Genomic DNA, 26,586 nt, shown 5'->3' with positions numbered 1-26,586 from the left:
TAAGAGGGACTTTTTCAAAGTGTCCATCTTACAGGGTACAGTTTAAACTACATGAGGAGTTTTTTTATCAAGCACAAAATCAGGAACTAGTCACCTTAAATTGACCTAGTTCATTTCAAAACATATTCTGCTAGCACGCTTTGTACTTTATAAACATTCAAGGATTTATTAAATTTCTTTTGAATTGGTGCAGAACTTCCCGATAGCCAGATTTTCAGTTCCGCTTCGAGATCAAACGTTCCTGCAGTTTCAATTGAGAAATGTACAACACTTTTATATGGAATAGAATGATATTCACTTTTCTTTCCTGTGACGCCCTGTTTGTCCACAAGAATTAGACGCTTATCCGTAAATATCAACAGATCTCTAATTGATTTATATGCATGCTCAACTTTTTCAGTTGGTGTAAGTAAATCCTTCATTTCCTTCTCTACTTTGCTAACATCAATTTCAGATGCATTCCCCATTATTCCATCAAAAATACTCATTTTTATTCCTCCTGTTTATCCTTAATCAGTTTAAGTCCGCATTTAATTTGTTCGTACACCTTCCCTCCTCCATTCCCGGGGGGGTGCCGTGCACTCGCTTTTATTCTCAATTATACATTGCCCAAAGATTCAACAATAAGTTAGTCTTTCCTCCACCAAAATTCCTCATACAACAAAATTCCGTTTTTTCAATCAAAATACGTGATTGAAAGGATAGATTAGGCTATGCTATAGGAAGGTATTTCCTAACATTAAAAGGAGTGATGGATATGATCAGTCAACGACTAGCAGAAGCACTCAATCAGCAAATGAACAATGAATTCGACGCTGCACAATCTTATATGGCAATGGCTGCTTATTGTGAACACACTAATTATAGTGGCTTTGCCAATTATTATCTTCAACAAGCCGAAGAAGAACGTTTTCACGGTATGAAGATTTACAACTATATGAATGACCGCGGGTTACATGCAAAATTCTCCGCAACGTCTGAGCCAAAAATTGAATTTGAATCAGTATTAGATACTTTCGAATCAGGTTTACAACAAGAAAAAGGAGTTACAAAGAACTTTTATGAATTAACGGACCTAGCTTGGGAAGAAAAAGAACATGCTACGATTTCATTTTTGAGATGGTTCTTGGACGAGCAAGTTGAAGAGGAAGCAGCCTTCGATACACATATCGAGTACCTGAAACGCATCGGAGAAGATAAAAACGCATTGTATATTTATGAAAAAGAACTTGGGCAACGTAAATTCACTGCAGAAACTGGAGAATAAGTTAGTCCTTTTTTAAAAATACCCATCATCTTCCTTGACGAAGATAATGGGTATTTTTTTTAGATTTTCTTGATAAGCCTACGTTTCTTAACCCTCACCGTTCTCCTATCAATATGTTGAAAGGTTACATAGTAGTCCTTTGACTCTCTGTATTTTACCTTCGCTAAGATTTTCTAGGCTAGCAACCAAATAGAAAGCAAATTCCAGGTCGATCGGATTCATTATTCCAACAATTATATCGACAAATTTCTCTTCATTCGGTAAGTTTTCATTTTTTTAATCGCATAGATGCATCAGAAAATTCATTATTTAGAAAAAATAACTTGTACGTTGACAGAATATTTGGTAATGTGGACTTAGCTTCCTGTTAAACTATTCACATTTTACTAGTTTAACAACAATTTTTACATAATTTGAAAACGCTCTCATGTAAAAGGAGGTTACATTTCCAATGGCCAACAAGTTTTAAATACTTTTTTAAAAAAAGGGGATGAAATCGTGAGTAAAAGTTCAAAAGATAACCCAGCGAGTGTGAAGTTGGATTATGAAAAAATCATCAATACACCTGAATTCAAAAATTTAGTAAAACGAAAAAGAATATTTTCTACACCGTATATTATTTTCTTTTTTATTGCCTATTTTACACTGCCTCTTCTTACAGGATATACAAACATTCTTGAGAATCGTGCCATTGGTTGGATGACTTGGACATGGGTGTACTCACTAAGCATGTTCATCATGGTATGGGTATTTACATCAATCTACATGAATAAAGCGAAAAGTTTCGACTTGGACGTTGAAGATATTATAAAGAAAAATGTTGTGAAATAAAGGGGGTACTTACAAGTGGATGATATTATATCAATCGCAATATTCGTTGCAGTAATTGGGCTTACACTGGGGATTACATACTGGGCGGCCAAACAAACTACAACTGCAAGTGATTTTTACACGGCTGGGGGATCATTAACCGGTTGGCAAAACGGAATGGCGATTGCTGGAGACTACCTGTCTGCTGCATCATTCCTAGGAATTGCAGGAGCAATCTCTTTAAATGGATTTGATGGTTTTTACTATAGTATTGGTTGGTTGACAGCTTATCTAGTAGTTTTGTTTCTAATTGCAGAGCCACTGCGTAATCTAGGGAAGTTTACTATGGCAGATATGATTGGTGCACGTTTTGGGGCAAGAAAAGTTCGTGGCGCCGCAGCATTAAATACAATTACGATTGTTTTATTTTATATGCTGGCTCAGCTTGTAGGTGCTGGTGCCCTGATAAAATTACTTCTAGGAATCGACTATTGGATTGCAGTTCTAATCGTTGGTGTAATGATGACAATCTATGTCCTATTCGGCGGTATGACTGCAACAAGTTGGGTTCAAATTATTAAAGCCATTTTACTTATGATAGGTACCATTGTTATTTCGTTCCTTGTCCTATTAAAATTCAACTTCAACTTTATCGGTATGTTTGACGCCATGAGAACAGCTACGCCACATGGTGAAGCCTTCTTACATTCCGGGATAATCTATAAAGACCCGATTGGTCTAATATCCGTCCTAATAGCACTGGTTTTAGGTACGGCTGGTTTGCCCCATATCTTAATGCGCTTCTTTACAGTAAAAGACGCGAAAACAGCTCGTTCTTCTGTAATTTATGCGGTTTGGATAATAGGTATATTCTATGTTCTAACAATTTTCCTCGGTTTCGGTGCAGCTAAGTTTGTTGGCGTAGATGCAATCATTGCCGAAAATGCTGCCGGAAACATGGCCGCACCAATGTTAGCGGGTGTGTTGGGGGGATCAGCACTTGAGTCATTCGTTGCAGCGGTTGCCTTCGCGACGATTCTAGCAGTTGTTGCCGGTCTTGTATTGTCAGGCGCTTCAGCGATTGCACATGATATTTACGGAGAAATTATTAAAAAAGGTAAAGTTACAGAGAAACAACAAGTTAGAGCCGCAAGATACGCAGCAATTGCTGTTTCTGTTTTCTCTATTCTTTTAGCGCTTGGTGCGGAAAAATTGAATGTCGCGTTCCTTGTTTCACTCGCATTCTGTATTGCCGCCTCTGCAAACGTTCCGACAATTCTATTCACCATCTATTGGAAAAAGTTTAATACGACAGGTGCAGTTGCTTCCATGTTAACCGGTTTGATTGTTGCACTTGTTCTGGTTGCAGTAAGTCCAAGTGTTATTAACCCTGTTGAAGGAGCCGCGTTCTTTGTTGGACAACCACTCTTCCCTTATGCGAACCCTGCAATTATTTCTGTTCCAGCAGGATTCTTAGCAGCAATTATTGGTACGCTCGTTTCATCTAAAAAACACGAAGCTGATGAAGTTTCTTATGCTGAAGTGAAGTTCAGAGCGGAAACAGGTTATAGAGAACTTGAGCGTTAATCAAGTAATAAAAAAAGTCCTCCCTCTCTATTTTTAATTAGATGAGGGAGATTTTTCTATCAAAAGACGAAGGTGATGACAATGAATGATAAGCAGCGAACAAAAGTAATCTATGAGTTAGTACATGAGCAGCTATTATTTAAAGGATTATCCGACACGGCATTTAGCGAACTAATGTCTGAATGCAAACTCACCTATTACCAAAAGGCTGGAAAGACGGACTACTTCAGAACCCCCCACGAAGGATTATTCCTTATCATAAAAGGTTCTGCAGAAATATTCATAATTGGTGATGATGAGACATCCTATGCTATTGAAGAAGTTCAGGAAGGTGAGATAATCGGTTTTTCAAACATCGCTTATTACCTAGGCGAGTCAAGTCGACCACTCGATTGGCATCATCTTGAAATGGTAGTACTGGAAGATTCCTATTGCTTACAGGTTCCTATTTCTGTCGTGAAGAAGAGAATAGATGATACTGACGTCCGTGATGCTATTTTGAAAAGTATGTCTATACGACTGGCAAATGTCTATGCTTCCTTAGGTGAGCAAATGAAGTTGTCAGATGAGTGGGGAGAAAGCGAGCCATACGTACGTCGTGTTGAGGACTTTATGAATTCTCCTGCCATTACTATTACTGAAGATACGGCATTAAGACAAATAGCGCGTAGCATGATTGATAACTCAATCAGTTCGATTCTAGTAGTTGATCAAAAAGAGCAATTAACAGGAATCATAACAGAAAAAGACCTAGTACAAAGAGTCCTTGCTCAAGGTTATAATAGTGAACTGAAAGCCATAGATATAATGACGAAAAAACCTCATACGATTTCCCGTCATGATTACTATTACGAGGTCCTGTCGGCATTCTATAAGTACGGAGTAAAGCACTTACCTGTCGTCGAAGATAATCGACTGGTTGGCGTTGTTACACTGTCAAATTTGATTACAAAACGGGATCGTGGATCGATGGGTATCTTAAAAACGATTGAGGCTTCTTCTATAGATAGTTTACCTGCAATAAAAAATGCAATTTACGATGTGCTATCGAGTTTAATTAACGATGAAATTTCTACCATCCACTTGTTGGAGATAATTACAAAGTTATATGACCGACTCGCACGACATTGTGTGAAACTCGCTGTGCGGTGGTTGGAGGTACAAGGTGAAGGCACTCCACCCGTTCCTTATGCGTGGTATCAGATGGGCAGTGGGGCCAGAGGAGAACAATTCATGTTGACAGATCAAGATCATTTCCTTGTTTATGCTAATCCAGATGAGAAAGACAAACAACAAGTAGATAATTATTTTTTACAGCTTGGAGATGCGATAGTTTGGCATATGGAGAATGCCGGTTTTTCCAGATGTGATGGAAAAATGATGTCTAGTGAGTCACTATGGCGCGGTTCCATTTCCGATTGGCAGAAGAGACTTCGGAGTTGGGCGTTGAAGGCAACCGATGATGATATTTTACTAGGCTATAATTTTTTATCTTTTCGTTTTCTGATGGGAGATGCATCGTTAAATAATCGCTTTTCCCGGATGGTACAAATACAATTGAAATCCTCACAAACTTTCCTTTATTATATGGCGCAACAGGAACAGAATAGGCCCATACCACTAGTTAATCATTCCTTTCTTGCTTTATTTAAAGCAAGGGGTAACCGTGATATATTCGATATCAAAAAACATGCTTTATTTCCCATGCACCATTGCCTACAAATATTGGGTGTACAAAAAAACATCATTAACGGCACGCCACTGCAATTAGTCGACGACCTGGTGAAAGAAGGAGAACTGTCCGCTGGTTTTGCAGATGATATTCGTCATGCATATGAAATTGCCCTAAAAACAAGGATTCGACTATCATGGAAAAAGCATCTGCGTGGTGAATCTATTACAACTGAAATTCACTTTGCGTCGATTCGCAAATGGGAACGGGATGAATTAACGACTATGTTAACAACAGTCCACGCCTTGCAATCACATTTACTTGCAAAGTTATAAATAATTTTGAGATATTAATTGGAGGGGAAGCTATGTTTTGGAAAAAACAACAATCAAACTATAAACTGGAACAATCATTTTTGCTAGATACAAAGCTTAGAAATATGCCGTTTACCGTCTTCGATACTGAAACGACAGGATTTGCAATTTCTGCAGATGATCGTCTGATTGAAATAGGTGCTGTCCATATTGAAAATAGTGTAGTCACTGACAGTGTATTTCAGACATTTGTAAAACCATCACGTCTTATACCCGAACATATTACGAAGTTGACATCTATTGAACAACATCATGTAGACAATGCACCTACCCCACTTGAAGCAATCGAAAGCTACTTTCAATTCTTTAAAGATACGAATAGTGGGGGTTGGATTGGTCACCATTTAAGTTTTGACACTCTGGTTTTAAAAAGAGAATTACAGCGAGTTAAATGTACATATGAAGTGCCTTCTACCTTTGATACATTTGATTTAATCAATTATTTAAATCCATCATGGGATCAGTTTGATTTGGAAGAATACGCGCGGATATTTGGTACACAAATATTTGAGCGACACCGCGCACTAGGGGATGCCCTGACAACCGCTCATTTATTTATCGAATTATTGAAGCGTCTTGAAGATAAGGGAGTTATTACGCTAGCGGACTTACTTAGAGTAAAGAACAATAAAAAGCAGCAGAATGTTGCTTTGTTTTAGCTAAATACACCAAAACAGGACCCAATGAATAAATTGGAGTCCTGTTTGGCTATTCTTTATCTCCTAACTCCGATAAACCCCTTAAATTAAAAAGCACCCCGAAGGATGCTTTATTGTTATTTCCCCATCACATCTTCAGAAATACACGTTACTTTAAATACCTTCTGGCCCCTGAAAAGTTTACTTTGTATGGGTGTGTATTGATAGATATAATCTCTACTTTTCTGCTCGAATTCGGGGCATGAATCATTTGGTTATTCCCGATATACATTCCTACGTGGTACACCTTCCCTTTTCCTTGATTGTAAGCGAAGAATAACAAGTCTCCGGGTTGCATATTTTTCTTGGCAACAGGAGTACCGTTTACCGCCTGAACAAACGAATCGCGCGGAATCATAATGCCATGATTTTTGTAAACTGAATGAATAAGACCTGAACAATCGAAGCCGAAGCCTGATATGCCTGACCAGATGTATGGAAGACCCAGGAACATTTTTGCGCTATCGACAATGTCTTTTTGAGTCGGTTTTTGTATTGATGCGAAATTTTTAACGATTTTCACATCTTGTTTGCGTAAATACTTCACCCCACTTGCCGGTGTTTGAACGTGAATCCAGTCTCCTTCTTCTTTTATGACAGGTAGAATTGTCGTATAGCTAATATCCATAAATTTGCTTGCTTTTTTGGGTTCATTATAAAGAGTGGCAATATTTGTATCTACGATTGCTATTTGGCAATCAGTGTAATTGGAAGCTGTTTCAGTTATGTGTGTTTTCGGGACCCAACCGGGATATCCCGCTTTGTTCCTGGGCGAATATTGATCCTTCACAGCAATTTCATGCCAATTTCCACTACTTTTTAAAATAACGACTTCCTGTCCGTATAAAGCTTGCGTATCCGTCTTTCCTACAAGCCATAACTTTTGGCTTACGGACATACTTTTAGCCCATTTTTGAATATCGGTAGGACTGGAAATAGAAGGCCGATCCACTACGCGGTTTTTATTGGGTGATTTCCACAAGTTTGTCACTTGAACGTTGACAACAGCAGTTTTTTTACTGTCTACCTTCGAACAGACAGGTTTCTTTTTGAATTCGGGATTTAGTATACGTGCAAGGAACACAGCAAAATTAGCTTTCGTTATGAAGGCTGTCGGTTTATAAGTATTGTTTGGATAGCCTACTGTGATTTCATTGGCATATAGCGTTTTAATAGAATTTGATGCCCAGTTTGATGCATTGACATCTTTAAAAGAATGTTTAGTAGTACCTTGCAATTTAAATGCACTCACTAGGATTGCCGCCATCTGTCCCCTTGTTAACTTGTTGTTCGGCATGAACTCTCCGCTTGCATTGCCTTTCATAATACCTTCATCTGCCATTGTTGCAACGATGGCATAACCCTCATCTTCAATAGTAACGTCGGAGAAATTCGGATCCGGCCGATTCAAAGTATCGAGACCGAGTGCCTTAATAATCATAGCCGAAGCTTCTAGGCGTGTAATTTCTTCATTCACACCAAAGTTCTCCGATGGATTTGCAAAAATAATACCTCGCTTCGCCAAAAAGTCCAATTCCGCTTTCGATGCATGCTTGTCTGTAACGTCTTTGAATAAAGGTGCAGCAAAAACTGTATCTATTGCGGTAAACATAAGGAGGATTGCGGTAAAAATCACCATAAATTTTTTCGTCATTTAGATTCTCCTTTTCTACTAACAGACTCTATACTCAATAGTACAATAGAAAGAAAATTCCGCATAGTCTTTCCTGATAAAAGTGCAAAGAAAAAGTATGAAACGTCTGCCTTGTTAAGGGCAGTCCCATCGTTTCATACTTTTTATATATGCCACGCTTTTTGATTGTTAGTGTTGAATTAATAGTTCAAGAAAATCTTCTGAAACGTACGTTTTCATAACTTTCAATTCAGGTGCAACTTCGAATTTACCAACGCTCTTGTTAAAGCCATACATTTTGTCTCCGCGTTGAATTGTGAATGAGCTGTTGCCAAGTGTAACTAGTACACCGCCGATTTTTGGTTGAGATAGAACATGATAACCTAGATGCTCAGTCACTTTACGAAGTGAAATCATCTATGTACCCTTTTTCATGTAATGATCTACTGCAATGAGTTCTTGTAATTTCACCATTTCCTCTGTTATATAATCAAGTGCAATGATTTTGGTAGGCGTTGTTTGAGCCGGTATACTTTTTGTTGTTGCGGAATAGAAAATAGCTAACTCTTTGTCGTGTAAATCTATTTCTTTAATTTTCTTGCCTTGCTGATTTAAGAGAATTGTATCTTCACCGATATTCAATTTCAATTGGTTATCTAAGCTAAGAAGTTTTTTATCAAATTTAGCAATTTTCACTTCACCATGGACGATTTCAGGAGTGACTGTTGCTGGGTAAATCAAAATCATCGGTTTATTTTTATCATAATAAGCTTCGATGCTTGCCCCTTTTTTAAGATCCGCTAGGTTAAGGTGCTTTGTTGTTCCACCGTTAAACTTCAGGGTATTATCATTAATACGCAAAATCATGATTAATCCCTTATCATTATCAAGTGTGACCCGCGTCTTTTTCCATCCTTTTCAGCTTCTTGAATAACCCCTGTAAATTTCATATAGTTTGTCGCGTTTTCTTCTTTACCGCTACTGACTTCCTGTAGCTGGTGTTCATCTGCATGGGCTGAATAGCTACCAAACAAATCGAATTTGACGAGTTCACTGGAAGAAGTTACACTTTTCACTTTTTATTTGATTAGCTCCAATAACTTCCTGTTTTTCGTTTTCGATTCATCAAATATAGCGCGTAACTGATAAGTGCAGTCAGTACAATCATGAGACAGTGCATAAAAAATGCCGGTGTAAAAAGAAAGTCTAGTATATCTCGTCCTTCTGTATGCCGCGCGAATGCGTTATATGGATTATCTTTCTTATATTTAATCGGTAATACGCCATCCCGGTATTTAAGATATGTGTTCTTTTTTACTTCTTTTGTTAGATTAATTGGTTCACCATTTGTGTCTTCGTAAGCAAGTGCCAAATAATAATAGGTCTGGTGATCGTTGCCAGTTCCATGATCAAGAGAATGATCCGTTATTGTGGCAATGGTTTCAATATAATCTTTCCCGTAATACTTTTCATAACCATTTTTCAAGTCTGCGGTCATTTCGCGATAACAAAATACAAGCATTAGAAATAAGCCGCCCCAAGTTATAATATTAAATATAATGCTCAAACCGAAGTCATGTCTGTCCAGAAACGCTTCAAACCCTTTAAATTTGAACAATAAATATAAAATATAGCCCATTGGATAAATACCGACTAAGAACAACGTGAAATAAAAACCGCGATATTCAGATTCCAGTTCCCTCTGCGTGTTAAAAACACCTTGAATATTAAAACCGTCGATTTTATCTCCAAATTCAAGTCTTTCAAATTCTTTTTTAGATACAGAAACTTTATAGCCATCTTCAATGTTTTGTGTCGTTTTTTCCAAGAGCTGCGGCCTAAGAAGTACGATATAGGACAATCCATCTAACAAATACTTTTCAGCAGTTTTATCAAAAACACCCGCAATCGTGGCATTCATCAATTGTTCTTTTTTTACGTCCTCGTTCCGTTGCCAATTTATGATGATAACCCCTATGAGAAAAATGAAAAAAATGAATCCCGCTACTTCATATCCTATCCGTTTCCAATCGTTCTCTATCTTTTTCTTATTTTTTTTCATCAGAACCGCCTACTTCATCAACAAAATTATTATTACTGAATTTGTATAAATTCCATTTCAGTGAAGTCAATGTAAATCTGATAGCCATCTTGCCATTGTTCTTTTAACCATATAATGCTCTCATGCATTTCTTCGCTATGCCTTTGTGCCCGTTTCTCCAGCTCATCCACTTCATTAAAAGCAGCTAAACACCATTTGGGATCGGGTAGTAAATTCAACCATTCAACTTCTTCTTTATCTAAACTTTCAGTTGGTGACATTTCCATGGTTACCGGCAACAAGGTATTCCACTTACTTCCTAATCCAACCTCTTCGATGAATTTCTTCATTTCTAACGCAAAGTGATACGGCAATTGATAAGTGTCAAGATCATCCCAACTGGACACTTGAAGTTTATAATAGATAATTGGCTCTTTTTTCATTAACTTATCAACTAAGTTCTGTTTGACCGGACTTTCAACAAATGTGACATTTCGAATTGCCTCCATTTTTATGGGGGTTTTCATTTGCTCATCGTTATAGTTCAATATTGTTTTATGTACTTTTTCAATATCTTCTTCCATTTGTTTTAATAATGTAGATAATGACTTTTCTTCTTCCAGTGTTAATCCTATGGTTACTTGTTTTTCACGGAAGTTTCGAATACCCATGAATAGATTGATTCTCTCACTATCTGTCATTTTCTTACCTCCTGTATATTATCTAATGAAGTCTCTTACTATACAGTGTTTTCACAAAATAAGTTTCAATATTTATCCAATATGATTCCGAGGGTTTAGAATATTGACATTAAACTGTATAAAAGGCCTAGCAATTAGTTGAAAACCAAAAGGACCCGCTATATAGTAGCAGGTCCTTTTGGTGTACCTTCAGACTAGGTCAATTTACCAGAATAATTGACTAGGTCAATTGAAATTAATAATTGATCTAGTCAACTTACTAGACAATTTGACTAGGTCAATTGAATAGTGCTTCACTGAACACTTTAATTCAAGTACGCTAGTAGTTTGTTGTCACTTTTTCACTTAGCAAAATGGTAGTAATAATATCCACTGCTTTATCCATCTCTTCGTATGTAACTGTTAAAGGCGGTAAAAGTCGAATAACGTTACTTCCTGCTTGGACGAGCAGTAACCCTGCCTCTTCTGCCTGTTGAATGTATGAAGACACGTCTTCACGGCATTGAATCCCCAATAACAATCCAGCACCACGAATTGAAAATTGATCCTCCGGTAATAGCGTCTGCACCTTTTCAACAAGGTAGTTTGACTTGTCTTTAACTTCTTGCAAGAACTCTTTCTCGAAAACAATATCTACGACTGTTTGTGCAACCGCAACGGCAAGTGGGTTACCGCCATATGTTGTGCCATGGGTACCAGGTCCAAATGAATCGAAGAGCTCGCTTGACCCAAGCATAGCCCCTATCGGGAATCCTCCTCCCAATCCTTTGGCAAGTGTCATAATATCGGGTCTTAGAACCGTCTGTTCACTGGCATAACGGGTCCCCGATCGACCGATTCCTGTTTGCACTTCATCGACAATCAATAAAATTCCGTTTGTTTTACAAATTTCCGTTATTTTTTGTGCAAATTCAGGTTCGATTGGATGAACGCCACCCTCACCTTGAATAACTTCTAACATGATTGCAGCTACATCTCCGTCAATCGCTGCTTCCAATTGCGCTACGTCATTGTAAGGAATAATGCGGAATGTCTCCAACAACGGGCCAAATCCTTCGCGAACTTTAGGTTGCCCAGTTGCGGACATTGCGCCAAATGTACGTCCGTGAAAGGATTGTTCAAAAGTAATAATGACATTTTTCTGTGTATGTTTACGTGCCAATTTAATGGCTGCTTCGTTTGCTTCAGCGCCGCTGTTACAGAAAAAAGCGTGGCTAAAAGGAGTTCCTTCCACAAGTTTAGCCGCTAGTTTTTCCTGTTCAGGACTTTCAAATAAGTTTGATGTGTGCCATAGTTTCTCACTTTGCAGTTTCACGGCTTCGACAAGTTTTTCATTTGCATGGCCTAAACTGACGACTGCGATTCCACTTGTAAAATCGAGATAATCTTTCCCTTTGTCATCAGTGACGATTGTCCCTTTTCCTTTTACAAGATGAACAGAACGTCGCGCGTAATTATTAAATAACGTACTCAAATGAATGCCCCCTCGTATTTAATGTCAGTTCCTTTTAGTTGCTGACCGACAATTTGTACGGACGGAATGCCTGCATGTAAACAATCAAGTGCAGCTTCCACTTTCGGTAACATGCCTCCGTAAATCTCTCCTGTTTCAATCCACTGCATTATTTCTATTTGTGATGCTTTTTCTTGGACAATTCCTTTTATTTGAATACCTGGAGTATCCGTGACGAGGAGAAGACTGTCCGCCTTCATCGCAAATGCTATTTTACTAGCGACCGTATCCGCATTGATATTGAGCGGAGCACCGTCCTCTGACGCACCGATACATGAAATAACCGGTACAAGCCCTGCTGCTAGAATATTTTCCAGAAGTTCTGTTCGGACATGCTGAATTTCCCCTACAGATCCATACACCTCTTCATCAAGCACTGTACATATAAGTAGTTTTCCGTCATATCCACTCATACCTATCGCATCGATGCCGCCTTTATTTAATTGATGGACAAGGGCTGGATTAACTTGACCCACCAACGTCATTTGAATAATTCCTACCGCTTCTTTCGATGTCACCCGAATACCGTTTAACACGGAGGACAATACGTTGTTTTTGGCCAATTCATTATTAATGAAAGGACCCCCTCCATGAACCAGTATCAGTTCATGTCCTGTTTCCTGCAGTTGTTTAAAGTTATTGAAAAAGGCTTCGTTCAATCCTTCAAGCATACTGCCACCTAGCTTAATAACAATTCGTTTACGATCGGTATGTTGCGTTAATTTGGACATAGTCATATGTTAAATCGCACCCCCATGCCAACCCATGACCGTTGCCTTGGTGAAGGTCGACTGTAATTTTCACTTCCGACTTTTTCAAATAGCCGGATAGTTGTGCTTCAGAAAAAGGAACAGGTTCACCGTTTTCAACTACGATTGTTGATCCCATCTTAATCTTAATGGCATTTGGATCTAGTGTTGCACCACTATACCCGACAGCCGCGATAATTCTTCCCCAGTTCGCATCACAACCAAAAATGGCTGTTTTTACAAGTGGTGACCCAACGACTGTTTTGGCAATTTTTCTTGCTTCAGCATCCGAAACTGCACCTGATACCTCGACTTCGATGAGCTTTGTCGCCCCTTCTCCATCCTTAGCTATCATTTTTGCAAGATCTTGGGATACTGCGTGCAATGCATTAACGAACAGTTCCCAGTCGGGATGTAATGGTGTCAGCGCACTATTTCCTGCTAACCCATTCGCCATAACTAGTACCATATCATTTGTAGAGGTGTCGCCATCCACCGTAATTGAGTTGAACGTTACGTCTGTTACAGTTTTAAGAGCTGCTTGCAGATGAACCGATTCAATGTTGGCATCAGTTGTAATGAAACCAAGCATCGTAGCCATATTCGGGTCAATCATTCCCGATCCTTTTGCTGTCCCCGCAAGAGTAATCTTCTTGCCGTCGATTACCGTGCTGTATGCAGTATTTTTTGTAACTGTATCTGTCGTTAAAATCGCTTGAGAAAATAGAATAGATCCTTCTAATGCAGAACTTGGTTGAAGTTTTGGAATCCCTTTAACAATGGGTTCCATTTTCATTATTTCACCGATAACTCCAGTAGATGCTACTCCGACTAACCCAGGAGCGATTCCAAGTTTTTCTGCTGTCTTTTGTTGCATTAGACGTGCATCTAGCAACCCTTGTTTTCCTGTGCAGGCATTGGCGTTTCCTGAATTCACGATGATTGCCTGCATTTTTCCCGTTTGTTTTATCGCTTCTTTCGTAACAAGCAATGGTGCTGCCTGAATTGCATTTGTTGTAAAAACACCCGCAACACTTGCCGGGACTTCACTGACTAGTAAAGCCAAATCATTATTCTTGTATTTTATGCCACAATGAAGCCCCGTCGCTTTAAAACCGATTGGGGACGAGATATTATTTCCTGATAAACGTTTTAATGCTCTTGCTGTTGTCGTCATAATATACCCCCTAGGTTAAATAAATGCCGGGACAAGTGAAAGACCGGTTATTTCTTTGAGACCAAATTGTACGTTCATATTTTGAACGGCTTGCCCTGCTGCCCCTTTTACTAAGTTGTCAATGACAGATACGATGGTTGCCCTGTTCGTCCGCGGATCAACTTTCACGAGGAGATCACAATAGTTCGATCCGTATACTTGATTGGTACCGAACTTTCCATTTTCTTGCATAACTCGGACAAATGGATGATCAGCGTAGGTTGTCGTTAAGCAATCCACGAGTTGTTGCTCCGTAATTCCTTCCATGACGGGTGCATAGATTGTCGCGAGTATTCCCCTTGTCATCGGAACTAGATGTGTACTAAAAGTGATGGGCGCTGTTTCTTGTGCAAACATCGAAAATGCCTGCTCTATTTCTGGTATATGCTGATGCTGATTCAATTTATAGATGGCTGTATTTTCATTCGTTTCACTGAAATGGGTCATTTTATTGGGTGTATTGCCTGCCCCAGACACACCACTTTTTGCATCAATGATTAATTGAGTTGCATCAATCAAGTTATCTTTGAGTAAAGGCAAGAGCGCCAACAGAACCGCCGTAGGATAACAACCAGGATTAGCTATTAGTTGCGCTTGTCTGATTGCATCAGTATTCCATTCGGTCAGACCATATACACTATGCGCAACCGCGGATGCCGGTGCAGGTTCTTTTTGGTACCATTGCTCATATTGAGCTAAATCTTTTAAACGGAAGTCTCCAGACAAATCGATCAGGCGAGGTCCTTTCCCTAGTAACGGAGGAAGAAGCTTACTTGCGACTCCCGCAGGTGCACTCGAGAACACGACATCGAATTCCATTAACTTTTCGTACTCTATTTTTTGGAGTGGCTGATCGGATATATTCATTAGATGCGGAAAATTATGCGAAAAGACAATTCCTTCTTTAGATGATGTGAATAATTCAATTTTTTCAACTTCAGGATGGTTGTGCAGTAGCCGGATGAGCTCTAGTCCACCATACCCTGAAGCGCCAATGATTCCTACCTTCATGACAATCACTCCTGTTTGTAAGTTAAGCTTATTATATGTATGCATAATTATAAAGTCAACTGTATTTTTATTTATTTCGTGAGTTACATTATTGAATGCGTTTTCATTTATTATTTTTGTTATTCACACGAATGAAACAGATATGCTATAATTCACTTAGCATCTGGTACTAATAATAGGCATTGAATTACACTTGCCTAATCAGGAGGTTACTATGGAAGATTTATTGAAACTAAAAGGAAAAAATATTGTGGTAATGGGTGTGGCGAATGAACGGAGTCTTGCTTGGGGAGTGGCCAAAACACTTTTCACAGTCGGTGCAAACGTGATTTTCACATACCGGAAAGAGCGTTCACTCACTAAACTTGAAAAGCTGTTAGGTACGGCGGGTTACGAGGCAAAACTGATTGTGCAGTGTGATGTAAACGAGGATGAAAGTATCCATGAAGCGTTCGGTACAATCGGCGCAGAAGTCGGTACAATTCACGGAGTGGTCCACTCACTTGCTTTTGCCCATGCTGAGGATTTAAAAAACGACTTTGTAGAAACGACAAGAAGCGGATTTGCATTTGCACAGGATACAAGCGCTTATTCACTTATTGCAACGGCAAAAGAAGCTCGTCCATTTATGACGGAAGGCGGTTCTATCGTTACGATGAGTTACTTGGGGGCACAGCGTGTGCTTGACGGATATAATGTAATGGGAGTTGCGAAAGCCTCGCTTGAAGCATCTGTTAAGTATTTGGCGTTTGACCTTGGAAAAGATAATATCCGTGTCAATGCAATTTCAGCTGGTGCAATTCGGACACTATCCGCAAAAGGCATCGCTTCTTTCAATAAAATTTTGACTCAAATTGAAGAGAATGCTCCTTTGAAACGTAACGTAACACAAGAAGAAGTAGCGGAGATGACACTGGTCACGTTAAGCAACCTATCCCGCGGCGTAACTGGTGAAATTATTTATGTAGATGCCGGCTACAATATAATGGGGTAATAGCGCTAAGTACCCACTTAGACGCGATTCCTGGTCATGAAACTTATGCTATAACTTGTCTGTGGATTAACCAATTTCGGCATAAAACACGGGCGAGTAGGACTTAAAAACTGCCATTTTGACTAGACTATTTTCGGCACGCTTTCGGTGAATTAATCACGACAGTTTTACCGTGGGGCATGTGTGGGTAGAAGTGACTCTGTCACTTCTACCCACACTCTTTTCGGACATACTGTTATGATTAATTACCTGTCGCGTTCCTACAATATTCAAGTGAAAAATGCGATTGCTTAGGAAAAAAAGAATAGATGACTTCCAATAGAGAGTGTAAGTGCCCGAAGATGCAATTTCGGGCACTCTTGCACGTTGTATATTGTATTCTTTGTTATGCTCTAATAGATTCTCCTAATTATAGAGATACCTTATTAGAAGGCTTGAGCGGTCAAAATTGTATCTTTGACCGCCCCTCTCCATATAAGAAGCGATCTATTCTTTCGTCCCGAAAAGCTTCGGAACTACTTTTACTATTGTCTTTGGAGAGCGACGGATGAACAATCACCATAAGATTACCGAAAAAATAAATAGCGGCTATACATGTAGTGCCCAGCGTGACATCAAGTTATTTACTGGCTATTCTTGGCGTATCAACGAGTGGGATACTTTATATTACAAAAAGGGACTGTCTGGATAAGACAGTCCCTTCTTTCATTTCCCCACTTGCTTCATCAAGTGCTTATTCCCTTTTGAAATGATGTTTTCGTAGTCAATGTAATCATAGATATCATCCGTAATCTGATTGCTGAACTTCGCCAACTCTTCAACTGTCAAATCCTCAATCGCTTTCTTTTGTTGTTCGCAGTAAATAATCAATTTCCCGACGATTTCATGAGCGTCGCGGAATGCTGTCCCTTTACTCACTAAGTAATCGGCAACTTCTGTGGCATTCAGAAAACCAGCTTTAATCGCTGCTTTCATGTTATCCGCATTTACTTGAAGTGTGTCAATCATTTTCGACATAATTTCTATACAATCCAACACAGTATCAAGTGCATCGAAAAATTGCTCTTTGTCTTCCTGCATGTCCTTGTTATATGTCAAAGGTAGCCCTTTCAAAGTCGTTAGCAGTGAAAATAGAGAGCCGTAGACACGCCCCGTTTTCCCGCGGATCAATTCTGCCGCATCCGGATTTTTCTTTTGTGGCATGATGCTACTTCCCGTTGAATACGCATCTGCCATGTCGATGAATTTGAATTCCTGGCTACTCCACAATATAAGTTCTTCGCTCAATCGGCTTAAATGCATCATCAGTATAGAGAAATTCGACATTAGTTCAAGTAAGTAATCACGATCACTAACGCCATCAAGGAAATTATCCACAGGTTTTGCAAAACCTAATAAAGCCGTTGTCACTTCACGATCAATATTATGCGTTGTACCAGCTAGAGCCCCGCAACCTAATGGGTTTTCATCCAAAATTTCGATTGCGTTTCCAACACGTTTTTTATCCCTTTTGAACATTTGAGCGTACGCACCTAAGTGATGGTTGAATGTTACGACTTGCGCACGCTGTAAATGCGTATAGCCAGGCATGATTACATTGTTTGCTGCACCTTTTTCATACAACGAATCGATGAGCATTTGAAGATTGTCCATCACTTCCGCCGCCTTGCCTTTTGCGTATAAGCGCATGTCTACTGCAACTTGATCATTACGGCTGCGTGCTGTATGCAGTTTCTTTCCAGTCTCGCCAATACGTTCTGTTAAATGCATTTCTACGAATGAATGTATATCCTCGTAATTGCCTTCAATTTTAATGGTACCTGTTTCAATGTCATTCAAAATCGATTGGAGACCGTTTACGAGTAGCTCCCCTTCTTCCGGTGTTAATAAATCACAATGCACTAACATTGTGACATGCGCCAAGCTACCAGCAATGTCCTCTTTATATAATCTGTGATCTACAGGTAACGATGTATTAAACTTCTCCATTATTTCATCTGCACGACTTGTAAAACGCCCGCCCCAAAGTTTCATGTATTCTGCCACTCCTTTTTTATACTACAAGCACTCATTTTCAAAATCCTTTATGCATAAATATGTATAAATATGAATTATATTTCATAATTGCTTATTTAGCAAGAAGTATTATGAAACAGCTAATAGTTCGGGTTTTCTCTACACTTCACAATTTCAACAAGCGTAACCCATCGTTACGCTCGTTAAATCATCAATTTAATAACTTATTTTAAAACCCCTGTATTAAGAAGTTTGAAATCTACACTTACTTTGTAATCTACCGACGCAATTACTTTTTGAGTTAACTTTTCATTCCATTTCCCTTTATGATACATTCTGAAATATTCACTGAAACCGACAGGGTCAACTTCTAATTTCCGAAGTTTTTCTAAGAGGTCTTCTACTTCCTTTTCAACATGTTTGCTAATTTCCTTCTGCAGCACTTCAAGCTCTTTCTTTTTGCTTAATTCTTTGTCCCCCTCATATTCCATCAGGGAACCCTGTAATTTAATGCGAATGGACACTTGTGGAGAATCCAATTTTTTATTACTGTTAATCTTTACTTTACTTTCAATCAATTGTATATGTAGTTCTTCCTTATCTGAGCCCTTTTCAAGGGTAATATCAATCGGGGCAAGTTTGTCCAACCCTTTTAACGCTTGGATAAGCGAAGATTGTTTACTTGGGATTGTTTCAAGCATTTTTCCGACGTCAAACAAAGCAACACTTTCAATATTAAGCGAATCCTCTTTTTTCTCCAAATAAGGCATAGATGAATGAGACACCTTATCCGTTGCTGAATTAATAAAGTCATGAAGCGTTGTAAAGGGACTAAATGCTGTATGCATTTTGGGTTGTAACAAGTCATATAAATACATATTTATACTTGGGATGTCAGGGAAAGTAGCTTTCAATACTTCTTCCGCACTGCCTTTCACGATAGCAAGACGAATATTATTTCCAACGGTTGGATCCCGGTAAAAATGTTTAGCTGTCCTTATTACATCGCCTTTCCTCGCATACTCCTCGCTAAATAATATTGTTCGAAGCTGGTTTAAGGAAATCATTTTACCCGCCTGCGTGGAAATCTCGATGAACCCTTTCTGGATTAAGGATGTATTGACTGAATAGTTTTGAGTAATTTCTTGTGAATCGCCTGTTGCTTGTGGAATCGACACCGTCATCCTTACTTCATCTTCACTGATGTAATCGAAGGCAATACTGCTGATCATCGATAAGTCCTCAACGGAATTTGAACGATTTTCTTGCGTACAACCGGCTAGACACAACAATAATGTTGGGAATATGAAGAATATAAACCGTTTCATGTAACAACCTCTTTTCTTGTTTTCAGTAAATGAATGATGCACAAGAAAATCGGCCAAATTATAAATCCATAGTTGATGTAATAAATACCTTCATATAGTCTATTTTGGAATTCCTTCGGTAACGGAATGCTTACTATGATAAATACAACAATAGCTATAATGTATAAATGACTCTTTTTTTCTTTTGCTCGTATTGAATCCAACCCCTTTTTTGCAACCCATAAAAATGCAGCCGCGGTCGTCAGGATTAGAAAAACCCACAGTGATATGGCAAAAACATCAACTCGCTCAAGAAAAGGAAGAGTAACCGCGTTATACAAATATAAAACTGGATACATCACATGTTCAAGTTGCCATTCGGAATAATAGATGACACTCGTAAAGACGGTCAAGAGGTATAAGGATACGGTCATCCATATGCCCAAAGAGGCATGTTTAAATGCTTTTTTCTGCTGGATAATATACGAAAAATAAAAAAGGATTAGTTCAAAACCGGACATTGCTATAAATCCATTTTTTGTTGCTGTGAAAAACTCCTGTTTAGTAAAGTTAAAAAGAGGCAGAATATGTTTAATGTCTCCTTCACCAATTGCCCATTTCAAAAAAAATAAAATCCAAACTACCAGGAAAAAACTAATGATACAAAATCGGGCGATTGATTTAATGCCGCCGCTGACAATGTAAACGAGCAAAAGCATGAAAATGATTAAAGGCCCAATTATTGTCCGATCCGGCAGTGCAATAACTTGTATTAGGTCTAAATACCCCTCAATAAAAGACGCCAAAATCAACGCTGTATATACAATCAGAATTCCATTGAGACTTTTCCCTACCCATTTGCCAAGCAATAACTCGTGAATCGCGAACAAATTATGATGACTGTATTTAATGGCAATCCAAATCATCGGAATAAGTAACAGGTTTGCGATAACTCCGAACAGGAGCGGGAACCACCACTGGCTAAAGCCTACCGGACTTAGTAAATTCGGCAAAGTTAATAAGATGGTGCCGCTCATCACAAGATGGACAAGAAAGACGACATGGTATCCATTCAATACCTTTGTTTTATTTTGATCCATAACCTATTCCTCTCCGTCTTCAGGGAGTACTTTTTTGCTTTCTGCAGTTGCGACACCCTTTTTATGTTTTCGGAAGGAAGGTGGCGCCAAAACAATGCTGTCCAGAAGGTCTGTCCACTTTCTAGGGATTACCGGTGACATAAAAGGGGTTCCTAAAGATGTTAAATTCACTAAATGAAAAATAAGCCATGCAAAAGCTATCATTTGTCCGTATAAACCGAAGAAACCCGCCGATAAGATAAAAATATATCGAACAAAGCGACTTGCATTACTCATTTTAAAACTTGGCGGTAAAAATGAGAGCAATGCTGAAATGGCTACCAACACAATCAATATATTGCTGACAAGACCTGCTTCAACAGCTGCTGTGCCAATAACGATACCACCGACAATACCAATCGTTTGCCCGATTTTGGTCGGCATCCGAGATCCTGCTTCTCTTAGTACTTCAATAACCAGTTCCATAAAAAGAACTTCAACGACTGGTGGGAATGGAACCTGGCTTCTTGATTCTTGTAATTTTTTCAACACTTCATAAGGTAACATTTCTGGATGGTGAGTTAGAGCAGAAATATAAAAAGGAGTTAGCATTATGGTTAAGAAGAAACCGAAAAAACGGATACAACGAAGTAATGTGGCTGTCGTCCAACGGTTATAATAATCTTCCGGGGACATGAAAAAGCCAAGAAAAGAGCTCGGACAGATCATTGCGCCTATACTGTTGTTCATCATGATAACAACCCTTCCGTCAATTAGAGAGCTTGTTACCATGTCAGGCCTTTCGGTTACTTGGTATTGAGGAAATGGAGAGAATTGATGGTCTTCCATCAACTGGGCTAAAATGGTGATATCATCAAAACCCCTATAGTCAATCGCTTCAATTTTGTTAATAACCTTGGTCAAGTTCTTCTCGTTTACAATGTGATCGATATACAAAACGGAAATTTTAGTATTTGTTTCTGTCCCAATAATAAAGTCGCGATTTTTTAAGCCAGTATTCTGTATCCGTCTTTTAATGAGGGATAGGTTTGTTTGTAGAGATTCAGTAAATGAATCCCGGGGACCGCTGACCGTTGATTCGGTATCTGAATTAGCGATTGAGCTAGTTGGTGGGCTATATGTATTCACAGTTGCGAAAAGATTTTTTGTTTGAAAATAAACAATCGTGTTCCCTTCAGTGATGGAAGATAAAATGCTAGAAATATTGACTTTCTCAGGTACTTCGGCAGATTTCAATAGGTCTTCTTTATTCGTTAACAATGGCGCAATAACAGTTCTGTGTAGAGTAAGTTTTTCGATAAGCGAACTAAGATAAATGATTGTCACAAGTTCATCGGCAGTTTGAATGTTTTTAAATACGGCATCTTCTACTTCATCAAGCTTGTTCTTAATTGCGTCAAGAAGTACATTATTGTTTTGTATGGATGTTTCATTAGTAAGACCATTCTTTTCACTCTCCGAAAAACTCATCACTACCACCTTCCTATTTTTGCATACGGTTATTATCAATCTTTCCCAAACCGTGATAACTTATACAAGAAGGCTTATGCTGATTAGTGGTAGCGGACGTCCTAGCATCTATGTCGAAGGGTGTGAAAAGCAACATCAGCAATCCACATTCTTTATGATAGTAGAGAAACTGTTTACGTGATTGCTAGACGAAAAAGTAGAGAGGTGAAGATGGTGAAAAGAAAGCCAATTTACGTTGAAATACCGATTCAGACGGATATTGAGAAAGTGTGGAACGCCTCGCAACAACCGAACATGCATGAACAATAGGATCTTCGCTTCTCTTCCATTACCTATTTGCCAAAAGAAGAAGGTAAGCCCCAAGAGTTCGTTTATTCAAGGACTGTCGGGCCTTTCATATACGTTAAAGGATGGGGAAAAAGTGTTGGATCATTCCATAAAGAAGACGGTACGCGATCCTCATCCCTTCAGTTCGGAACGGAGCAATGGATATCCCCTATCCGAGAAGGACGTGGTTTTTGGAAATACGAACCCCAGAAAGACGGGGTGAAATTTTTGACTCAGTATGATTACGACGTTAATTTTGGTCGTGCCGGCGAAGTTGCCGATAAACTCGCATTCCGCCCCGTTATTGGTTGGGCGACTGCACTTAGTTTCGATGTGTTGAAGCGGTGGCTTGAGCGAGACGAAGCCCCCCGCTCCCAGTATTTGCGATTTTTCAGTACCTATTTAATGTCGCTATTGTTTGCTTTCATTTGGATTTATCAAGGTCTTGTTCCGAAGCTTATCGGGATGCACATAGAAGAAAGGGCGATGGTCGGAAGCGTTTTAGTTTTATCAGAGAAAGGAATTACGACATCAATAATTTTAATTGGAATTACAGAAGTGCTGTTCGGGATTAGTTGGCTATTTTATCGCAATAAGAGGCATTTATTCACATTGCAGCTACTGTTATTCCCGTTGCTTACAATAGCGGCGATCATTGCTGTACCGGCAACAGCAATCCATCCTTTCAATCCTGTGACATTCAATATGTCACTGATTGTTCTTTCACTGATTGGCTTGCTCATGAGTAAAGATATGCCTTCGGCAAGAAGCTGTAAACGAAAAAGGTGAGGTGGACTTTATGTCGATTTTCAGACAAGTATTGGGTGATAATTTCAACCGGATGCATCCCATGTTGCAAAAAAGGTATGACCTACGGACAGGTGCTACATTTAAAGCATCCGGCGTCATGAAAGAAATCGGTGGCGGACCTAAGTGGTTGTATCCGGTTTTAAAGGCAGGTGTTAGATGGAAACTGCTTTTTCCGGAAAGAGGCATAAACACTCCATTTACAATAACGAATAAGGCGTTTGTTGCGGAGAATGGCGAAAGCCAGGTGCACTGGGAACGTGTTTTTCATTTCGATAAAAAAAGACGTTATTTTAACGCGCTTATGAGTTTTGATGCAAGACGGCTTGTCATCCGGGATTACCTGGGTGAACCGTACCTCATTTATGCCGATTTGGATTTCCAAGTAGCAACTAACGGAAGTTTGACGATTACATCACTACGCCAGCGGCTTGTTCTAGGAAAGATCGAAATTCCATTACCACGGATTTTTCAAGGGCTTGCAACCGTGACAGAAAGGTTCGACGATGAACTAGGCCTTTACCAAATTCATGTTACGGTTAGAAACCCCCTGATTGGAATCGTATTTTCGTATAAAGGGGCGTTTTCCGCTGATGTCAATACTTAAGTTTGCAAGTATACATAGTGTTTTATTTATCATCGTGGTTGTTTTCAGTGAGGATCCGTGGCCTTTTCTAATGCTCACGATTGCACAGCTCGTTTACGTCCCGTTTGCATTGCGTCTCATTATGACTAAGAATGAGTGGTTTTCTAAGCATTATTATTATTTTGCGATTCCCGCTTATTTAGCAGTAGCGCTGTTGCAAATAATACCAGATTCAAAGTGGAATGGTCTGCTAGCGGCGGTATATTTAGTGTTTACGATAAGTATCGCTTTGTATGGTTTGTCGCGATTTATAAATAGGGGATTCACGCATTCGGAAGAGTTCGCGATTGATGCGGGGCTTGTTTACATCTCGCTTGGCGGGGCTTGGTTCTTTGCTTATGTGACTGGTATTGACACTGGATTCAGTCCTCTTATTACGTGGTTGACTGCCATACATTTTCACTACTCTGCATTCTTATTGCCGATTTTCATCGGTTTACTGGGAAGACTTTATAAACCCCGGATCTATGGGATTGTCTGTTTAATTCTTTTAGTATCACCGCTGATTGTTGCGATTGGTATTACATTTTCCAGGTGGATTGAGCTACTGTCTGTCGGATTATACATTATTGGTTTAGGTGGCTTCATTATAATTGCTTGTAAAACAACATTCGCAAATAAAATACAAAAGTGGCTCGTTCGTATATCGTTTGGCGCGCTCGGAGTGACAATCATCTTTTCATTGTTATATGCCCTTGGCAATGGCTTTGGGCTGACATCCGTGAACATTGAATTCATGCTTCGTTTTCATGGCGTGTTGAACTGTGTGGTATTTGCGTTATTTGGTATTTTCGGTTGGTCTTTACAAGTTCCCGGTACAAATTTTCGTCCCCCCACTTTCCCCGTCAGTCGTATTCGAGGGAATCGGGTTATAGGTGAACACGTTCTCGAAGGCAGATTGCGTGAAAAACATCAAGGACTTGTCGACGACATGAAGGTTTACGAGCCTTTTATTCAATGCGAGACGATATCCCCTCGCATCATTGATTTCTATGAAAACACCAATGACTACCAGTTATTCGCAACGATTAACTGGCATTCTTGGTTTAAACCGTTTGCCGTTCTTTACGCGTTTATAAGCAGAAAAACCCAACAAATCAATTTGCCTCTTCATGGTAGACAAGTTAAAATGACCGGGAATGTAATTGCACTTCAGGATGAAGCGGACGGCAGAGATAATGTAAGGGCGTGGGTCCGTAAAATCGGCAATGACACTACATTCATCGCACTTTATTCACAGCATAGTACAGCAGGTCGAATGTACATGAACATTGCCTTGCCGCTACCATTTTCAACGATGACCGGGATCTTGGAACTGCATCAGAGTGAGAACGATTTGCGGCTGACCAGCAAGCCTCATTCTTGTGAATCGGATGCGGGGATTTATCTATCTTTCCTCGCCAATCAACCGTTCAAGCTTCCCATCGCGGAGGATTTTACCGTTAGTGATAGGAAAGACAGTAAATTGAGTGCCCAACATGAAATGAGTATATTTTCAATCCCATTTTTATCGATTACGTATTTAATAAAGCCTAACGGGAAGTAATAAAAACGTTGATGATTTGAAAAAACGTCTAAGGACTAAAGCAAAAAAACGCGCACGTGTTAATAACACATGCGCGTTTTCCGATTTAACTTTCTATTCAACTTTTTATTGATTGTACTCATTTTTGTTATCTTCAGGTTCACTTTCATCTAGCGTTGTGTCATCCGTATTGCCTTCTGATGATAAGAACTCCTGTAGTGCCTGTTTGTTTTTTTCAAAGTCAATACTAAGAACCTCTCCCACGTCAACACGTTCATTTTCAAACGAATTTGCAACAGGAATTCTTAACGACTCCATCTCTTTAGATTTACCTTTGAGTAAGCCTTTCCCAATCGTTAGTAGCGTTCTGTTATCAACGTTTGTTTCAACGTAAGGATTTACAACTCCAAGTAACTTAGGTATTTTCATTAAACTATGAACACTCACTGCTTGTTCTTTCAATTTAGACAATGCTTCTTGTTGTCGTTCTACTCGCCCAAAATCACTATTGATATCGTGACGGAAACGGACATATCCCAACAGCTGCTCACCAGATAAAACTTGTTTTCCCGGCTGTAGTGTCATTCCGATACCATGAGACATTGCATATGGTATATCCACTTCTATTCCGTCAGGAGCAATAACATCTACAATTTTTGGGAATCCCGAAAAGTCAACGATTGCATAGTATTGAACATCTACATCAAAATTCTGCTTAATCGTTTTTCTAACAAGTTCCGGACCTCCAATTGAAAACGCAGAATTTATTCTCTGTTTTCCGTGACCTGGAATTTCCACATATGTATCTCTCATAATGGAAACGACTTTCACTTCATTCGTTGTTTGATTGTAATGAGCAATCATTAAAGAATCTGATCGTGCATCCTTCTCATCGCCTCGAGCATCACTTCCCATTAACAGGACATTAATCTCTCCAAATTGTGAATCCGCGCCTTCGAAATCATCAAAATTTGTTTCATCATCATTTAGCATGCCACTGTTTGCTAATGACAAACCGCTAGAGTATTGATAAACCCCATAGCCAATTCCTAGTAACACCAACAATCCAACTACTAAAAAGAACTTTTTGAGCCCTTTATGTTTCTTTTTTCTTCTATCGCT

Annotated in this window: 25 protein-coding genes; 9 read left to right on the top strand and 16 right to left on the bottom strand. The window is 39.2% G+C overall.

Annotated features, from left to right (window positions below; all coding sequences use genetic code 11):
- Positions 1-110 precede the first annotated feature (110 nt).
- Positions 111-488, bottom strand: coding sequence for a PH domain-containing protein (locus AC25Y6_RS14445; protein ID WP_488143515.1), 378 nt, complete (start codon positions 486-488; stop codon positions 111-113).
- 269 nt (positions 489-757) lie between these two features.
- Here AC25Y6_RS14445 and AC25Y6_RS14440 point away from each other — a divergent pair, with 269 nt between their 5' ends.
- The 5 genes from AC25Y6_RS14440 to AC25Y6_RS14420 all read left to right on the top strand — a co-directional run bounded on the left by AC25Y6_RS14440 (position 758) and on the right by AC25Y6_RS14420 (position 6,369).
- Positions 758-1,267 carry a ferritin gene (locus AC25Y6_RS14440; RefSeq protein WP_482100032.1) on the top strand — a complete coding sequence of 170 codons (510 nt, stop codon included), beginning with the start codon at positions 758-760 and terminating at the stop codon, positions 1,265-1,267.
- A 498-nt stretch (positions 1,268-1,765) separates the two neighbouring features.
- Positions 1,766-2,098, top strand: a complete 333-nt coding sequence (locus AC25Y6_RS14435) for a DUF485 domain-containing protein (RefSeq protein ID WP_482105560.1) — start codon at positions 1,766-1,768, stop codon at positions 2,096-2,098.
- 15 nt (positions 2,099-2,113) lie between these two features.
- On the top strand, positions 2,114-3,664 hold the full coding sequence (locus tag AC25Y6_RS14430) for a solute symporter family protein (RefSeq protein ID WP_488143514.1): 1,551 nt from the start codon (positions 2,114-2,116) through the stop codon (positions 3,662-3,664).
- Positions 3,665-3,739: 75 nt separating this feature from the next.
- Positions 3,740-5,671, top strand: coding sequence for a DUF294 nucleotidyltransferase-like domain-containing protein (locus AC25Y6_RS14425; protein WP_488143513.1), 1,932 nt, complete (start codon positions 3,740-3,742; stop codon positions 5,669-5,671).
- A 32-nt stretch (positions 5,672-5,703) separates the two neighbouring features.
- On the top strand, positions 5,704-6,369 hold the full coding sequence (locus AC25Y6_RS14420) for a 3'-5' exonuclease (protein WP_482105556.1): 666 nt from the start codon (positions 5,704-5,706) through the stop codon (positions 6,367-6,369).
- 148 nt (positions 6,370-6,517) lie between these two features.
- On the opposite strand, the gene AC25Y6_RS14415 is transcribed toward AC25Y6_RS14420, so the two are convergent.
- The 10 genes from AC25Y6_RS14415 to argC form a co-directional block, all read right to left on the bottom strand.
- Positions 6,518-8,062 carry an S-layer homology domain-containing protein gene (locus AC25Y6_RS14415; RefSeq protein WP_482105555.1) on the bottom strand — a complete coding sequence of 515 codons (1,545 nt, stop codon included), beginning with the start codon at positions 8,060-8,062 and terminating at the stop codon, positions 6,518-6,520.
- A gap of 168 nt (positions 8,063-8,230) precedes the next feature.
- Complete coding sequence (locus AC25Y6_RS14410) at positions 8,231-8,458, bottom strand: stalk domain-containing protein (protein ID WP_482105554.1); 228 nt, start codon at positions 8,456-8,458, stop codon at positions 8,231-8,233.
- Entirely contained in the window at positions 8,459-8,908 is a 450-nt protein-coding gene (locus AC25Y6_RS14405) for a hypothetical protein (protein WP_482105553.1), read from the bottom strand.
- A gap of 2 nt (positions 8,909-8,910) precedes the next feature.
- On the bottom strand, positions 8,911-9,117 hold the full coding sequence (locus AC25Y6_RS14400) for a hypothetical protein (RefSeq protein ID WP_482105552.1): 207 nt from the start codon (positions 9,115-9,117) through the stop codon (positions 8,911-8,913).
- Positions 9,118-9,128: 11 nt separating this feature from the next.
- The gene (locus AC25Y6_RS14395) at positions 9,129-10,103 is read right to left on the bottom strand and encodes a hypothetical protein (RefSeq protein ID WP_482105551.1); all 975 of its coding nucleotides are present in this window, start codon (positions 10,101-10,103) and stop codon (positions 9,129-9,131) included.
- A gap of 32 nt (positions 10,104-10,135) precedes the next feature.
- Positions 10,136-10,783 (bottom strand): hypothetical protein, encoded by a 648-nt coding sequence (locus tag AC25Y6_RS14390; protein WP_482105550.1) that lies wholly within the window; start codon positions 10,781-10,783, stop codon positions 10,136-10,138.
- Between the two features lie 319 nt (positions 10,784-11,102).
- On the bottom strand, positions 11,103-12,257 hold the full coding sequence (argD, locus tag AC25Y6_RS14385) for an acetylornithine transaminase (RefSeq protein ID WP_482105549.1): 1,155 nt from the start codon (positions 12,255-12,257) through the stop codon (positions 11,103-11,105).
- Positions 12,254-13,033 (bottom strand): acetylglutamate kinase, encoded by a 780-nt coding sequence (argB, locus tag AC25Y6_RS14380; RefSeq protein WP_482105548.1) that lies wholly within the window; start codon positions 13,031-13,033, stop codon positions 12,254-12,256. The genes argD and argB overlap by 4 nt, the downstream gene beginning before the upstream one ends.
- Complete coding sequence (gene argJ / locus AC25Y6_RS14375) at positions 12,996-14,222, bottom strand: bifunctional glutamate N-acetyltransferase/amino-acid acetyltransferase ArgJ (RefSeq protein WP_482105547.1); 1,227 nt, start codon at positions 14,220-14,222, stop codon at positions 12,996-12,998. The genes argB and argJ overlap by 38 nt, the downstream gene beginning before the upstream one ends.
- A 15-nt stretch (positions 14,223-14,237) precedes the next feature.
- The gene (argC, locus tag AC25Y6_RS14370; protein WP_482105546.1) at positions 14,238-15,272 is read right to left on the bottom strand and encodes an N-acetyl-gamma-glutamyl-phosphate reductase; all 1,035 of its coding nucleotides are present in this window, start codon (positions 15,270-15,272) and stop codon (positions 14,238-14,240) included.
- 214 nt (positions 15,273-15,486) lie between these two features.
- Between argC and fabI the strand changes: the two genes are divergently transcribed.
- Positions 15,487-16,266 carry an enoyl-ACP reductase FabI gene (fabI, locus tag AC25Y6_RS14365; RefSeq protein WP_482105545.1) on the top strand — a complete coding sequence of 260 codons (780 nt, stop codon included), beginning with the start codon at positions 15,487-15,489 and terminating at the stop codon, positions 16,264-16,266.
- A 705-nt stretch (positions 16,267-16,971) separates the two neighbouring features.
- Here the strand turns inward: fabI and argH are convergent.
- The 4 genes from argH to AC25Y6_RS14345 form a co-directional block, all read right to left on the bottom strand.
- On the bottom strand, positions 16,972-18,300 hold the full coding sequence (gene argH, locus AC25Y6_RS14360; RefSeq protein ID WP_482105544.1) for an argininosuccinate lyase: 1,329 nt from the start codon (positions 18,298-18,300) through the stop codon (positions 16,972-16,974).
- Between the two features lie 206 nt (positions 18,301-18,506).
- Positions 18,507-19,610, bottom strand: coding sequence for a Ger(x)C family spore germination protein (locus tag AC25Y6_RS14355; protein WP_482105543.1), 1,104 nt, complete (start codon positions 19,608-19,610; stop codon positions 18,507-18,509).
- Positions 19,607-20,689, bottom strand: a complete 1,083-nt coding sequence (locus tag AC25Y6_RS14350) for a GerAB/ArcD/ProY family transporter (protein WP_488143512.1) — start codon at positions 20,687-20,689, stop codon at positions 19,607-19,609. Before AC25Y6_RS14350 ends, AC25Y6_RS14355 begins: the two co-directional genes overlap by 4 nt.
- Before the next feature lie 3 nt (positions 20,690-20,692).
- Positions 20,693-22,159, bottom strand: coding sequence for a spore germination protein (locus tag AC25Y6_RS14345; RefSeq protein ID WP_482105541.1), 1,467 nt, complete (start codon positions 22,157-22,159; stop codon positions 20,693-20,695).
- A gap of 336 nt (positions 22,160-22,495) precedes the next feature.
- On the opposite strand from AC25Y6_RS14345, the gene AC25Y6_RS14340 reads away from it, so the two are divergent.
- Genes AC25Y6_RS14340 through AC25Y6_RS14330 form a run of 3 tightly spaced genes read left to right on the top strand, consistent with a single transcriptional unit; the run spans position 22,496 to position 25,485 of the window.
- Entirely contained in the window at positions 22,496-23,275 is a 780-nt protein-coding gene (locus tag AC25Y6_RS14340; RefSeq protein WP_488143511.1) for a DoxX-like family protein, read from the top strand.
- 10 nt (positions 23,276-23,285) lie between these two features.
- Positions 23,286-23,900 carry a DUF4166 domain-containing protein gene (locus AC25Y6_RS14335; RefSeq protein WP_488143510.1) on the top strand — a complete coding sequence of 205 codons (615 nt, stop codon included), beginning with the start codon at positions 23,286-23,288 and terminating at the stop codon, positions 23,898-23,900.
- Positions 23,887-25,485: a YndJ family protein gene (locus AC25Y6_RS14330; protein WP_482105538.1), complete on the top strand. Its 1,599-nt coding sequence runs from the start codon at positions 23,887-23,889 to the stop codon at positions 25,483-25,485. The genes AC25Y6_RS14335 and AC25Y6_RS14330 overlap by 14 nt, the downstream gene beginning before the upstream one ends.
- Before the next feature lie 105 nt (positions 25,486-25,590).
- Here the strand turns inward: AC25Y6_RS14330 and AC25Y6_RS14325 are convergent, their stop codons facing one another.
- Positions 25,591-26,457 carry an LCP family protein gene (locus tag AC25Y6_RS14325; RefSeq protein ID WP_488143519.1) on the bottom strand — a complete coding sequence of 289 codons (867 nt, stop codon included), beginning with the start codon at positions 26,455-26,457 and terminating at the stop codon, positions 25,591-25,593.
- Positions 26,458-26,586: the final 129 nt, after the last annotated feature.

Source organism: Sporosarcina sp. Y1004, assembly GCF_057669665.1.
This window is presented reverse-complemented; position numbering and strand designations above follow the sequence as displayed.